The sequence below is a fragment of the Roseibium polysiphoniae genome, from assembly GCF_014842925.1.
Classification (GTDB): Bacteria; Pseudomonadota; Alphaproteobacteria; order Rhizobiales; family Stappiaceae; genus Roseibium; species Roseibium polysiphoniae.
On sequence record NZ_JACYXJ010000002.1, the window covers coordinates 183910 to 198148 of the forward strand.

14 protein-coding genes are annotated in these 14239 nt (G+C 58.8%); 13 read left to right on the forward strand and 1 reads right to left on the reverse strand.

All coding sequences use genetic code 11. From position 1 onward, the window contains the following. Window positions 1-19: 19 nt before the first annotated feature. From IG617_RS04565 to IG617_RS04615, 11 genes are all read left to right on the forward strand, one after another. Window positions 20-1093, forward strand: coding sequence for an ABC transporter ATP-binding protein (locus IG617_RS04565; RefSeq protein ID WP_192107771.1), 1074 nt, complete (start codon window positions 20-22; stop codon window positions 1091-1093). 17 nt (window positions 1094-1110) lie between these two features. Next, window positions 1111-2016, forward strand: coding sequence for an ABC transporter permease (locus IG617_RS04570; protein WP_209008270.1), 906 nt, complete (start codon window positions 1111-1113; stop codon window positions 2014-2016). Further along, complete coding sequence (locus IG617_RS04575) at window positions 2016-2825, forward strand: ABC transporter permease (protein ID WP_192107775.1); 810 nt, start codon at window positions 2016-2018, stop codon at window positions 2823-2825. The genes IG617_RS04570 and IG617_RS04575 overlap by 1 nt, the downstream gene beginning before the upstream one ends. Window positions 2826-2855: 30 nt before the next feature. Next, a complete protein-coding gene (locus tag IG617_RS04580) occupies window positions 2856-3884 on the forward strand; it encodes an extracellular solute-binding protein (protein WP_192107777.1) in 1029 nt (342 codons plus the stop codon). Between the two features lie 20 nt (window positions 3885-3904). After that, window positions 3905-4678: a carbon-nitrogen hydrolase family protein gene (locus tag IG617_RS04585; RefSeq protein ID WP_192107779.1), complete on the forward strand. Its 774-nt coding sequence runs from the start codon at window positions 3905-3907 to the stop codon at window positions 4676-4678. After that, window positions 4678-6042, forward strand: coding sequence for an aminotransferase class III-fold pyridoxal phosphate-dependent enzyme (locus IG617_RS04590; RefSeq protein ID WP_192107781.1), 1365 nt, complete (start codon window positions 4678-4680; stop codon window positions 6040-6042). Before IG617_RS04585 ends, IG617_RS04590 begins: the two co-directional genes overlap by 1 nt. Window positions 6043-6107: 65 nt before the next feature. After that, complete coding sequence (argE, locus tag IG617_RS04595) at window positions 6108-7250, forward strand: acetylornithine deacetylase (RefSeq protein ID WP_192107783.1); 1143 nt, start codon at window positions 6108-6110, stop codon at window positions 7248-7250. Window positions 7251-7314: 64 nt separating this feature from the next. Further along, a complete protein-coding gene (locus IG617_RS04600; RefSeq protein WP_192107785.1) occupies window positions 7315-8562 on the forward strand; it encodes a flavin-containing monooxygenase in 1248 nt (415 codons plus the stop codon). 32 nt (window positions 8563-8594) lie between these two features. Continuing rightward, window positions 8595-9014 carry a RidA family protein gene (locus IG617_RS04605; RefSeq protein ID WP_192107787.1) on the forward strand — a complete coding sequence of 140 codons (420 nt, stop codon included), beginning with the start codon at window positions 8595-8597 and terminating at the stop codon, window positions 9012-9014. Between the two features lie 27 nt (window positions 9015-9041). Next, window positions 9042-9716: a DUF1028 domain-containing protein gene (locus IG617_RS04610; RefSeq protein WP_192107789.1), complete on the forward strand. Its 675-nt coding sequence runs from the start codon at window positions 9042-9044 to the stop codon at window positions 9714-9716. 20 nt (window positions 9717-9736) lie between these two features. Further along, window positions 9737-11230, forward strand: coding sequence for an aldehyde dehydrogenase (locus tag IG617_RS04615; protein WP_192107791.1), 1494 nt, complete (start codon window positions 9737-9739; stop codon window positions 11228-11230). A gap of 33 nt (window positions 11231-11263) precedes the next feature. Here the strand turns inward: IG617_RS04615 and IG617_RS04620 are convergent, their stop codons facing one another. After that, window positions 11264-12181 carry a LysR family transcriptional regulator gene (locus tag IG617_RS04620; RefSeq protein ID WP_192107793.1) on the reverse strand — a complete coding sequence of 306 codons (918 nt, stop codon included), beginning with the start codon at window positions 12179-12181 and terminating at the stop codon, window positions 11264-11266. Window positions 12182-12287: 106 nt separating this feature from the next. Here IG617_RS04620 and IG617_RS04625 point away from each other — a divergent pair, with 106 nt between their 5' ends. Beyond that, window positions 12288-13418 (forward strand): TauD/TfdA family dioxygenase, encoded by a 1131-nt coding sequence (locus tag IG617_RS04625; protein WP_192107795.1) that lies wholly within the window; start codon window positions 12288-12290, stop codon window positions 13416-13418. Next, window positions 13415-14161, forward strand: a complete 747-nt coding sequence (locus tag IG617_RS04630) for a class II aldolase/adducin family protein (RefSeq protein WP_209008271.1) — start codon at window positions 13415-13417, stop codon at window positions 14159-14161. The genes IG617_RS04625 and IG617_RS04630 overlap by 4 nt, the downstream gene beginning before the upstream one ends. Window positions 14162-14239 lie beyond the last annotated feature (78 nt).

The following is a 14239-nucleotide window of genomic DNA, read 5'->3' on the forward strand; positions in this document are numbered from 1 at the left end:
GTATCACCAAGAGGTGCGTATGGCTAGTCAGGATATCGCCGTCTCCGTCGACCAGGTGGTCAAGCACTATGGCAACTTTACGGCCTTGCACGGCGTATCGCTCGACATTCGCGAGAGCGAGTTCTTCACCCTGCTTGGTCCGTCCGGTTGTGGCAAAACCACGCTCTTGCGCGCGATCGCAGGTTTCGAAAGCGTCAGCGAAGGCCATATCCTGCTGAAGGGTGAGGATCTCACCGGCTTGCCGCCTCACCAGAGGCCAGTCAACACGGTCTTCCAGCAATATGCCCTTTTTCCGCACATGACGGTGCTTGAAAACGTCATGTTTGGTCTGTTGCGGAAGGGCTGGAGCAAGGTTGAAGCCGTGCGCCGTGGTCAGGATGTTCTGGACCTCGTTCAGCTGGCCGAGTTCGCGAAACGAAAGCCGACCCAGCTGTCCGGTGGTCAGCAGCAGCGTGTGGCTCTGGCGCGGGCGCTTGCGCCCCGTCCGGAGGTTCTTTTGCTTGACGAACCGCTCTCGGCCCTCGACCTGAAGCTGCGCCAGTCCGTGCGCTCGGAATTGAAGGCATTGCAGCGGGAAACGGGTATCGCCTTCATCTTTGTGACGCATGACCAGGAAGAAGCGCTGACCATGTCGGATCGCATTGCGGTGATGTCCAACGGACGTGTTCAGCAGATCGGTTCGCCAAAAGAGATTTATGAGGCTCCGGTCAATCGGTTTGTCGCTGACTTTGTCGGTGAAACCAATTTGCTCGATGTTGAGATTGCATCGATTGATGGCGGAACTGCTTCAGTGGTTCTTCCGGGAGGTACTCCCTTCACCTGTCCGGCCGCCACGGTTCTGGATCCGGGTAGAGGTCATCTCTCTGCGCGCCCGGAGCGTATTCGGATAACGGCCCCCGGGGACGCCCATCTTGATGCGGTCGTGACCGGACACACCTACCTTGGGACCGACATTCAGCTTCAGGTGCGCCTGAGTGATGGCGAAGTCATGTCGGTCCGGCTTCAAAATTCTGAAACCACGTCCGTGCCGGAAGTGGGACAAACAATCGGTCTTCAGCTTGAGGAAGGCGCTGCGCGCCTATTGGCCGACTGATGGCGGCGGGCGCGCCAATGGGCGCCGGGACGAGTTCCCACATCTATGAGGGGAATGCGCCACGCCTGATGGCTCCGTCCTGGATTTTTATCGGGTTTTTCCTGCTGGCGCCGGTCATCATGATGGCGGTCTATTCCTTTCTGACGAAGGAATTCCGCGGCGGTGTGATCTGGGAATTTTCCCTGGCGGCCTATGATCAATTCTTCTTCGACCGTGGATTGTTCGGCGACGAACCGCCGTCGATTGAATGGACCTATATCGGTATTTTCTGGCGCTCGATCTGGCAAGCCGGGCTGGCAACCTTCGTCTGTCTGCTGATCGGGTTTCCGACCGCCTGGTTCATTGCGACCCGCGACCCGCAATCGCGGTCCATCTGGTTGTTTCTGGTGACCATTCCCTATTGGGTCAATCTTCTGATCCGGACGGTCTCCATGAAGTTTCTGATCCGTGACACGGGGCCGCTCAACGAGTTCCTGCTGCAGGTTGGCGTGATTGGCGAACCGCTCGGCTTGATCAATACGAATTTTGCCGTCCAACTCGGTCTCTTCTACTCCTATCTGCCCTTCATGGTCCTGCCGATCTATGCAGCGGTCGAGCGCTATGACTTTGCTCTTTCGGAAGCAGCGGCCGATCTTTATTCCGGCGCCTGGACAACGCTGCGCCTCATTATCCTGCCTGTGGTGAAGCCCGGCATTATTGCCGGCTGCATCCTTGTGTTCGTGCCTTCCCTTGGTGCCTTTCTGGCTCCCGACCTGTTGGGCGGCGCGAAGACCTTCATGATCGGTTCCTTGATTGAAGAACAGTTCAAGGGCAATGCCGGCAACTGGCCCTTCGGCGCAGCGGCCTCGATGATCTTGCTGACCATCGTTCTCTGCATACTGCTTGTTTATGCGCGCAATCAGAACAAGACGGAGATCCGATAATGGCATCCGTGACCGATCTTCGCCGCTTTCCAGGCTTTCTCGCGATTACCCTGACCTGCCTTGTGGTTCTTTATGCGCCCTTGATCGTCGTTGCGGTCTATTCCTTTAACGCGTCGACCTCGATCACCAACTGGGGCGGCTTCTCGCTGACCTGGTATGTTGATGTCTTCACCGGCCCGGACGCGCCCAAATTTCAACGGGCTGCGATCAACTCCCTGATTATTGCGGTGTGCGCAGCCGTGGCTGCGACAAGCATAGCAACTGCCGCGGCGGTTGCGATGACGCGCGCTGGCCGCTTCAAGGGCAAGACACTGAGCTTTGCGCTGATCAATCTGCCGTTGATGGTGCCCGAAGTGGTCACCGCTGTCGCCAGCCTGGTCTTTTTCTCCGCGATTGGGTTCACCACCGGCCTGCTGACCATTCTGGTGGCTCATATCGTGTTCTGCATTCCATTTGCCTACCTGCCGATCTCGGCGCGCATGCAAAGCATCCCGGATACCTATGAACAGGCGGCGATGGACCTTTACGCCACCCCGCGCCAGGCCTTTACGATGGTGCTTCTGCCGCTGATGACGCCGGGCATCCTTTCCGGGTTTCTGCTGGCGTTCATCATTTCCCTGGACGACTTCCTCATCACCAATTTCGTCAAGGGCGCCGGGGTGGAAACGCTCCCGACCGCCATTTTCGGGTCGGTGAAACAGGGGATCAAACCAAACATCATGGCGATTTCAACCCTCATGCTTGGGGTTTCGATCGTCTTCGTTTCCCTGTCCTGGCTGATCGGCCGGACAGGGCAAAACAAAAAATAACAAAAACCATCAAACAGAGTGGAGCATGAGATGAAGAAATTATTTGCAACAACTGCATTGGCTCTAATCAGCCTCACCGTCGGCGCACAGGCCGAAGGCAAATTGTCGATTTACCACTGGTTCGAATACATCCCACAGGAGCTGCTCGACAAGTTTTCGGAAGAATACGACGTCGAAGTGACCATGGACACCTTCGACAGCAACGAAGCCCTGCTTGCCTCTCTCAAGGCTGGCAAGCTCGGCAGCTACGATGTTGCCGTGCCCGGCGATTACATGGTCGAGATCATGAATGGCGAAGGCATGCTCGACACCTTTGAGCCTTCCGAGCTCTCCAACTTCGGCAATATTGAAGACAAGTGGCTGGACGTCTCCTTTGACCAGGGCAGAAAGAGCTCTATTCCCTATCAGTGGGGATCGACCTCCTTCTCGGTCAACAAGGATGTCTATGGCGGCGAGCTGGACAGTCTGTCGCTGATCTTTGATCCGCCGGCAGAACTCAAGGGCAAGATCAATGTGCTCGACACAGCTGGCGAAACCCTGACCCTTGCCTCCCTTTATCTTGGCATTCCCCAGTGCTCCAGCGACCGCGAGCAACTGAAAGAGCTGAACGCCCTGGTTCAAAGCGCCAAGGCGGACTGGGCTTCCTTCGGCTCTGACGTCGCCAAGGATGTCCTGGTGTCGGGAGATGCTGCGGCGGGCATGATCTGGTCGGGCTTTTCGGCAAAGGCGCGCGGTGAAGGGGCCAACATCGAATATGTCTTCCCCAAGGAAGGCATGATCGTCTGGATGGACAACGTCGTTCTGCTCAAGGATGCCCCGAACCGGGACAACGCATTGAAGTTCATGAACTTCCTCCTGGAGCCGGAAAACGCGGCGGCGGTGACCAACTACGCCCAGTACACCGCCGGTGTGAAAGGTGTTGGAGAATTCCTGCTGCCGGAAGTTGCGAATTCGCCGGAATCCAATCCGCCGGCGGACCAGAAGGGTGAGTTCGTTCAGGCCTGTCCGGAAGAGGTTCAGGTTCTCTACGACGCGATCTGGACCAACCTTAAAAAGTAAGTTCAAGGGGCAGCACGGTCATGAAACTGGCGATTTACCAAGGTCCACCGATTGGCGGGGATATCGAGGCGGGTTTCGCCCGTCTCGAGACCCAGCTTTGTGCGGCGGCCATGGCAGGAGCCAAAATGGCCGTGTTCCCGGAACTTTTTCTTCCAGGCTACAACCGCCCGGATCTTCACAAGAGCCTGGCCCAGCCATTCAAGGGGGAATGGACGCAACGGCTTTTCGAGCTTGCCCGGAAAACCGGATGCGGACTGACCCTTGGCTGGGCCGAGCGGGACGGTGACGAAGTCTACAACAGTGCCACCGCGGTTGATGAGGCCGGGAAGTTGCTCGGGCACTATCGCAAAATCCAGCTCTTTGGAGCGATGGAGCGCGCCAGCTTCGAGGCTGGGAACAGCTACACCGTCTTCCAATTTGCAGGCCGAAAAACGGCTCTGCTGATTTGCTATGACATTGAGTTTCCGCAGCACTGCCGGGCCTTGGCTGATCAAGGTGTTTCCCTGGTTTTGGTGCCGACGGCCAACCCTTCGAATTTTGAGCATGTTTCGGCGATTTTTGTCCCGTCCCGGGCAGCTGAAACCGGCATGACAATCGCGTACGCGAACTACTGCGGCGCAGAAAACAACCTGAGCTTTGCGGGGAAATCGATCATTGCGGGCCCTGATGCACAGCCGCTGGCGGCAGCCGGACTGGGCGAGACACTTCTTGTGGCCGATCTGGCCGTGGCTGATGCAATCGCGCCGGACATTCTGTCCACGCAACGGAACGATTTTCGGGAGGTAACAACCTGATGAATATTAAAACCAATCTCACGACGGATGAGGTCCTCACCGCCGATACCCACTTGATCCAATCGTTTGCGGACCTCGATCTTTTGAAACAGAATGACGCCCGCACAGTGATCGTCGGCGCTGAAGGGGCCATGGTCCGCGACAGCGAAGGCAACGAGCTTATCGATGGTATCGGGGGTCTGTGGTGTGTGAACGTGGGTCATGGGCGCAAAGAGATCATCGACGCGATCACTGATCAGCTGACGCAACTCGACTTTTATTCAACGTTCTACAATTTCACGCATCCAGCTGCCGCCGCTCTTGCAGAAAAGATAGCAGCGCTCGCTCCAGGACACCTCAACTCTGTCTATTTCAGCAATTCAGGATCCGTGGCCAATGACAGTGCTGTGCGGATCCTGCACCACTACAACAACCGGCTGGGGCGGCCGAAAAAGAAGAAGATACTCAGCCGGATTGGCGCGTATCACGGCTCCACCCACCTCGCCATGGCAATGACAACGCCGGGATACTCCGAGGGCTGGGATACCGCCGACAGCTTGGTTCATCACCTCAAGAGCCCGCACTATTGGCGCGAGGGCGATGGCATGAGTGAAGCAGAATTCTGCGATACGCTCATTGACGACCTCAAGCAGACGGTCGAGCGCTTGGGCGCCGAGAATATCGCTGCCTTCATCGCGGAACCAATCCAGGGCGCTGGCGGCGTCGTGACTGCGCCGGATGGCTATCATGCCCGGATGGCTGCGGTTTGCGCCGACTACGACATCAAGTATATCGCCGATGAGGTCGTAACGGCCTTTGGCCGACTCGGACACTTCTTTGCCTCTCAGGATGTGTTCGGCCACACGCCCGATATCATCACCACGGCGAAGGGCCTGACGTCTGGGTACCAGCCTTTGTCCGCCACCATCGTTTCCGATGACATTCACGAAGTGATCTCGCGTCCTGGCGGCATGTTCCTACACGGCATGACCTATTCGGGCCACCCGGCCGCGGCGGCTGCAGGCCTTGCAAACATCGCCCTCCTGGAACAGGAAAAGATCCCCGAGCATGTCCGCACGACAGGCAAGCTTTTCGAAAAGACGCTTAAGGGACTGGGTGACAACGAGATCGTCGGTGAAGTGCGCGGCAGCCACTTCATGATGGGGCTTGAGTTCGTAAAGGACAAATCCAGCAAACTCGCATTTACTCCTGAAGATGCCATTGGTCTCAAGCTTGCGCGGGCGACGCAAAAGCGTGGTCTGATTGCCCGTCCACTTGGCAATATTCTGATCCTGTCGCCGACACTCATCATGAGCGAAGCGCAAATCGGAAAGATTGGCGACATTCTTCAGGAAAGCATCGAGGAAGTCGCAGCCAGCCTGTAGCCCTCTTCGGGCTAGAATAGCCGCGTTCTCTTCAGACGTTTGCAGCTTCGGAGCAAAGAAACCGAATGGCGAATGCCTTCGACATCCTTGAGCGATTGATTTCGTTCCCGTCTGTCAGCCGCGACGGCAATCGCGCGCTGATCGACTGGGTGTTTGCCTTGCTGAAAGAGCATGGCATCGACGCGAAACTGTTTCCGAATGAAAGCGGAGACCGCGCCAGTCTGTTTGCCTCGATCGGTGCAGACGGTCCCGGCGGGATCGTTCTGTCGGCCCATACAGATGTCGTACCGGTTGATGGACAGGCCTGGAGTTCGGACCCCTTCACACTTCGCGAGCATGACGGACTGCTTTTCGGGCGCGGCACCGCCGACATGAAAGGGTTTGTGGCCTGCGCCCTGGAAGCCTTCATCAATGCCAAGGCGCACCGCACCGACCCCATTCACCTCGCGCTCTCATATGACGAGGAAATCGGCTGCGTCGGCGTGCGGCCGATGTTGTGTGAACTGAAGGACGCTGGCTTGAAACCGAGTTGGGTGCTCGTCGGAGAGCCAACGTCGATGGCGGTGGCGACGGGGCACAAGGGCAAGACTGCTGCACGCGCGACCTTTAGCGGCGTCGCCACCCATTCTGCGATGGCACCCCAGGGGCTCAACGCCATTCACATGGCCTCCGACTTCCTGCTGGAACTTCGAAACCTGCAGCATGAGCTGGCGGAAAGCGGGCATCGCGATGAGGGATACGACATTCCGCATTCGACCGTTCATGCCGGGCTGATCCAGGGTGGTACGGCGCTCAATATCGTTCCTGATAGCTGTGTCCTGGATTTCGAAATCAGAACGGTCGCTGGCGACAACCCGGATGAGCTACTGGGCCGCCTGACCGGGGCCGCTCTAAAGCAAGAGAAAAACCTTCAGCAGCACTTTCCGCAGGCCGCAATCAAGATCGACGTCATCAACGCCTATCCCGGACTTGCAACACCTCCGGAGGCTCCGGAACTGGGCAAGTTGAAAGCGCTTGCTGCAGGAACCGGGTGCAAAAAAGTGGGCTTTGGAACGGAAGGCGGCCTTTTCCGGGAGACGTTCGGTGTCCCGGTCGCCGTTTGCGGGCCTGGGAACATGGATCAGGGGCACAAACCCGACGAGTTCGTGGCCAGGTCCCAGATCGAAATCTGCCGCACAGTTCTCGCCCAATTGCTTCATCCGGCATGAGTTGGCGGACTGCACAACTGCCCAGCCCTGAACACCATAAGCCTGCCCATGGGGAAATACCGAAATGACTATCGAGAAAGTGGACGCATTAGTGGTTGGTGCCGGTCAGGCAGGGGTCGCCATGAGCGAACATCTAAGCGCGAATGGCTTGTCTCACGTCGTTTTGGAAAAGGGCAGGATTGCTGAGCGTTGGCGCTCGGAGCGTTGGGATTCCCTGGTGGCGAATGGGCCCGCATGGCATGACCGCTTCCCCGGTCTGACCTTCAAGGGCGACCCGGGCGCCTTTGTACCGAAAGAACAGGTCGCCGATTATTTCGTGGACTATGTCGAAAAGATCAAGGCCCCGGTCAAGAGCGGCGTTGAAGTAACATCTGCCACCCGGTTGCAGGGCAAGCCCGGCTTTCTGGTCGAAACCACGGATGGCACCTATGAAGCGGGCAATGTGATCGCTGCGACCGGCGCCTTCCAGACACCTGTTTTCCCTGATCTCATCCCGGCGGCGGTGGACGTCCATCAGATCCATTCCGCAAGCTACAAGAACCCGGAGCAGTTGCCGCAGGGAGCAGCTCTTGTGGTTGGGGCAGGTTCTTCCGGCACGCAGATCGCGGAAGAGCTCCTGATGTCTGGCCGCAAGGTGTTTTTGTCGGTCGGCCCGCATGACCGGCCGCCGCGCAGCTATCGCGGACGCGACTTCGTCTGGTGGCTCGGGGTTCTCAACAAGTGGGACGCGGAAGCAACGCCCGAGGCAGACCACGTCACGATCGCCGTCAGCGGAGCCAATGGCGGTCACACGATTGATTTCCGCAAGCTTGCCGAACGGGGCATGCTGCTTCTGGGCCGAACGGAAGGATATGAAGGCGGCAAGTTGAAAATTGCCCCGGACCTGACACGCAACCTTTGCGCCGGCGATGCCAATTACCTTGCCGTCCTTGATGAAGCCGATGCCTTTGCCGAACGCAACGGGCTCGATCTGCCCGAGGAACCCGAGGCGCGCATTCTCGGCAAGGACACCGATTGCATTTCAAATCCCATGCTTGAGCTGGACCTGCAGGACGCCGGCATCACGTCAGTGATTTGGGCAACAGGGTTCAAACGCGATTACGGGTGGTTGAAGGTCGATACTTTCGACGCTTCGGGCGCGCCGCTGCAGAAGCGCGGCATTTCAAACGAACCCGGCGTCTATTTCCTGGGGCTGCCCTGGCAGACCCGTCGCGGATCCTCGTTCATCTGGGGGGTTTGGTACGACGCCAAATATCTCGCTGACCACATGACCAAACAGAAAAATTATCTGGCCTATTCCAACGCGCGCTGACACCTGCCGAAGTCCCGCCAAAGGAGGACCCAATGGCACATACACGTATCCGCAAGTTCAACACCAAGGACACCTACCCGGAGCAGAACATCGATAACGATCTGTGCCAGGTGGTGGCGGCAAAAGGGACAATGATTTTTGTCCGCGGCCAGATCGGCCAGGATCTCGACACCTCGGAAAATGTCGCGGTCGGAGATGTCGCTGGCCAGACTGAACAGGCAATGACGAACATCAAGATGCTGGTCGAAGAAGCGGGCGGCAAATTGGAGCACATTACCAAGATCACGATCTACCTGGTCGACCCTCGCTACCGCGAAGATGTCTACAGGGTGGTCGGCAAATGGCTCAAGGGTGTCTTTCCCGTTTCGACGGGGATCGTGGTCTCGGCGCTGGCCCGTCCCGAGTGGCTCGTCGAAGTGGATGCAATCGCCGTCATTCCTGACGATGAATAAGCTGGTTTTGAGCAGAAAGAACGTGACATGACCTTCTCCATTTCAGCTCGCTGTTCGGCTACCGGCACCATGGGCATTGCCATTTCCTCATCCTCGCCCGCGGTCGCGGCCCGCTGTGCCTTCGCCCGCTCCAGTGCCGGCGTGGTGGCGACCCAGAACATCACGGATCCTTCCCTCGGGCCCACGGGTCTTGAACTGCTGCAGCAGGGGCTCGGTGCCGAAGACGCTTTGAGCCGCTTGCTGCAGGACTATCCAACGGCCGAGTGGAGGCAGCTTGTCCTGCTGGACATGTCCGGAGGGTCCGCGACTTTCTCCGGGTCTGAGACCCTGGGTGTTAACGCGACCTCCAAGGGGAAAGACTGCGCTGCGGCTGGAAACCTCCTGGCCAACGACAAAGTTCCTGGTGCGATGGTCGCTGCATTTGAGGCAGCCTCCGGCGACCTGGGCGACCGTCTGCTTGCTGCCATGCGCGCCGGACAAGCCAGCGGAGGTGAAGCCGGACCAGTGCATTCCGCAGGTCTTTATCTGGTCCGGGACGTGAGCTGGCCGATTGCGGATCTGCGCATCGACTGGACTGAGGAGGATCCAATTGTGGAACTTCACAAACTCTGGACGCTCTACAAGCCGCAGCTGGAAGACTACGTCACCAGAGCGAAAGACCCGACGGCTGCGCCAAGCTACGGCGTTCCGGGCGACCTATAAAACAGGAAAGGCAAACAGAGATGGAACTCACGCATCAGGAATGGGTCGAGCGGGCGAAGGCCATTGAATTCCCCAGACATGCAGTGATCGATGGCCAGAACGTCGATGCCGTGTCCGGAAAGACCTTCGACACGATCAATCCTGCAACCGGTGAGGTTCTGACGCGTTTGCCCGCCTGCGATGCTGCCGATGTTGACAAAGCCGTGCAAGCAGCCCGCCGGTCTTTCGAAGACCGGCGCTGGTCGGGCAAGTCTCCCGCCGAACGCAAGTCTGTCTTGCTGCGTCTCTCCGCGCTGATACTGGAAAATCAGGCAGAACTTGCGCTCCTGGACAGCTTGGACATGGGCAAGCTGGTTCGCGATGCGGCGACAATTGACGTGCCGGTCGCTGCAGCGATATTCCAATGGTATGGCGAAGCCATCGACAAGATCTACGATGAGATCGCTCCTACTGGCTCCAGTGATCTGGCAATGGTTCGCCGCGAGGCTCTGGGCGTCGTTGCCGCGGTTGTGCCATGGAATTTTCCTCTCGATATGGCCACCTGGAAATGCGCGCCGGCCCTTGCCATGGGCAACAGCGTCATTTTGAAACCGGCAGAACAGTCGCCGCTGTCCGCCCTGCGTCTTGCAGAACTGGCGCGCGAGGCAGGCCTGCCCGATGGCGTCTTGAACGTTGTGACTGGTTATGGCGAAACCGCGGGGAAGGCCATCGGCCTGCATCCGGACATCGATTGCATTGCCTTCACCGGATCGACCGAAGTCGGCAAGTACTTCCTGGAGTATTCCGGCCAATCCAACATGAAGCAGGTTTGGCTTGAATGCGGAGGCAAAAGCCCGAACCTTGTTTTTGCAGACTGCGATGATCTGGACAAAGCTGCCGAAATGGCCGCCTTTGGAATTTTCTTCAATCAAGGGGAAGTCTGCACGGCCAATTCGCGTCTGCTTTTGGAAAAGTCGATCGCTGATGAATTCCTTGAGCGCCTTGTCGAAAAGGCAAAGGGGTTCAGTCCTGGCAATCCCCTGGATCCGGCATCGGCCATGGGGGCGATTGTCGACGAGGGTCAGACGGCAAGGATCATGTCCTACATCGACCACGGGCGCGCCACCTGCACACTTCTGCATGGCGGCAACCGTCAGACCGTATCGGGAAAGGGCTGCTTTGTAGAGCCGACGATCTTCAGCGACGTGGCCCCGGACAACAGGCTTGCGGTCGAAGAGATCTTCGGTCCTGTGCTGGCGGTGACGACCTTTGAAAGCGAAGACGAAGCGATCACCATCGCCAATGACACGATCTACGGCCTGGCGGCGTCGGTCTGGACGTCAAACCTGTCCCGCGCGCACCGTGTCTCGTCGAAGCTGCGCGCCGGAACGGTGTCGGTGAACACGGTGGATGCGCTCTCGCCCATGACACCATTTGGTGGCTTCAAGCAATCGGGAATTGGCCGGGACCTGTCTCTCCATGCCTTTGACAAGTTCAGCGCGCTCAAAACGACCTGGATAAAACTGAAAGGCTAGTCGGCGATAGGGTCAGGCCAAGCCCTTGTTCGATCAACCCTGTTGTCCGTGAGATGCGATGAGCCAGTCTGCAAAGACCTCGGCGGGGCGGGCGCCGCGCTTGGCGCGGGAGACGAGAAAAAAGGCGTCCGAAGGGCGAACCTTCGGATGTCCTGCAGAGACAAGCTGGCCTGAATTGACCAGCGCGCCTGTGATCGAATGCCAGCCCAACATCACGCCATGGCCTTCGAGGGCTGCCTGGGTCGCCTGAACGTAGTTGGTGAATGTCTGGCCACGGCCGCTGGCGGCCGTATGTGGTGGTGGACCACCGGCCTTGCTTGCCGCCCGGCGGAGATAATCGCCCCAACCCATCCAGGAAACTTCGGGGGTCCGGACATGCAGGAGCGAGACGTCATCCAGCGGCACTGGACCGTCAAAGCGTGCGCGCAGGGCAGGGGCGCATTGGGGTTCCACTTCCTCCTCAAAGAGCTTGGTGACAATTCCGTCGCTCCAGCGGCCATGACCATAGCGCACGGCCAGGTCGATGCCTTCCGAGAGCTCCGGCGCGCCCTGCTGGGTGGTGATGACGTTGACCGTCAGATCCGGGTTGGCCTGATAGAAGGCGGCAAGGCGCGACATCAGCCAATAGGTCGCGACACCAACCGAACAGGCGACCGTGACCGCATGGGCGCCCTGGAGTTCGGCGCGGCGAACATAATCGACGGCATCCTCGATGCGACCGAGACCTTCGGAAATCGCACTTGCCAGTGTCTGTCCGGCGGCGGTCGGCCTTGCCGGACGTCTGCTGCGGTCGAGAAGGCGCACCCCGATGTGTTCCTCAAGCTGCTTCACCGCCTGGCTGATCGCCGGCTGGGTCACATTCAGTTCCGCCGCGGCGACCTGGATCGAACCGCTGCGGGCAATCGCGGCGAATGCGGAGAGCAATCGCAAAGGGGGAAGCGAGCCTTTCATAGAATAACCAATAGCTTATATTTTGTTGAGTGCAACCGTTCTTCCGCGAAGGCCTGTCGTTAGCATAAAGTCTCATCCAGAAACTTCAGACCCCTTGGAGAGTCAGATGGATAGCTTGCAGATCGACAGCGTCATGCTCGAGGACACTGGGCTCAGCCTGCAGTTGGCTGACGGCAGCCCGGCCTATTTTAACTACTACTGGCTGCGCGACAATTGCCCGAGTTCTTTCGACCGGGAAACGCGCGAGCGGACCTTCGATATCTTTCATTCCCAGAATGCACCAAAGCCGAGCGCGGTGAAGGTGGAAGAGCAGTCCCTTGTCGTCGATTGGGAAGGTGAAGCCCATCAGTCGCGCTATCCGCTCGACATGCTCGCGACCTATGCTTATGGCGAGAGGCGGCCAGATCCGGCAGACCTGCCGCGCAAGCCCTGGTACTCTGACCACTATCCAGATGTCTGCCGTGTGTCCCATCCGCTGCTGCTGGAAAGCAACGAGGAACGTCGGCGCTGGATGGAAGCGCTTCTGGTTGAAGGTGTCGCCATTGTCACGGACATGCCGGACACGAATGAGGCCCTGACACAGACCGGGCTCCAGATCGGCCAGATCCGGCCGACCTTCTTCGGCCCCTATTTCGATGTGCGCACACACATCAAGCCAACGAACCTGGCCTTCACCTCCAAGGCTTTGGAACTGCACACGGACGTGCCGGCAGAAGAATATGCGCCAGGCATCCAGTTCCTGCATTGCCGCGCCAATTCGGTGGCCGGCGGGCTCAACCTTTTTGCCGACGGTACGGCGGTTGCCAATGATCTGCGCGAGATCGATCCGGAGGCTTTCCGTCTCCTGGCCGAGACCGAGGTGCCCTTCTACAAGGAGCACGATGGCTATGACATGCGCTCCTACCAGAGGGTGATCGAGCTGGACCAGCACGGAGAGGTCTCCGGCGTGACCATCAGTCAGCACATGGCCGATATCTTCGATTTGCCCCAGCGCACGTTCGACACCTATTATCCTGCCTTTGTACGCTTCGGCAAAATGCTGCAGGAAGAGAAATACGTCATGCGCTTCAGCCTTCAGGCAACGGAATGCATTACCTTCGACAACCATCGCATCGTCCATGGCCGCGAGGCCTATTCTGCGACCAGCGGCGAGCGCTATCTTCGCGGCACATACACCGACCGTGGTGAGCTGCGCGGAACCTACCGCGGGCTGGTCTCCGAAGGACGCTTCAAATGATGGATGCGGTCCAGGTGGTGGACATCGACGCCTTGCGGATCGACCTTGCGGCGGCCTTTCGGCTGACCGCGCGGTTCGGCTGGCACGAATCTGTCGGCAATCATTTCAGCGCTGCGGTGTCCGCCGACGGACGCCAGTTCCTGATGAACCCGAAGTGGCGGCATTTCGAATCGATCCGGGCGTCCGACCTCCTGTTCCTGGATGCGGACGACACCTCGATCATGGAGACTGCGGATGCGCCCGATGCCTCTGCCTGGACCATCCACGGCACGCTGCACCGCAAGCGGCCGGATGTCCGCGTGGTGCTGCATTGCCATCCTCCTCATGCGACGGCACTGGCGGCGCTGAAGGACCTGGGACTGCCGCCGATTGACATGAACACGGCGCGCTTCTTTGGCGATCTTGCCATCGACCCGGACTGCGGCGGTATTGCCGATGACGCGGGCGAGGGGGAACATATTGCAGCGGCGCTCGGGCAGTGTTCGACCCTGCTGATGGCCAACCACGGACTGACCTGCACCGGCGATACAGTGGCTCAGGCGTTCGAGCAGCTGTATTTCTTTGAAAAGGCGGCGCAAACCGTGCTCCTGGCCTACGCCAGCGGCAAGCCTCTGGCGGTCATGTCTGACGAGGTTGCCGCCAATACAGCCGAGGGCTGGCGCGCCTATGCGGGCATGGCGGATGCACATTTTGCGCATCTGAAATCCGTGCTCGACAAGGAAGCGCCAGACTACCGGGACTAAGTTGATCTACCGGGACTGAGTTGATCACCAGCTATCCGGGCCTCGTATCAATCGAGGCCCGGACGCCGGGGAGACCGG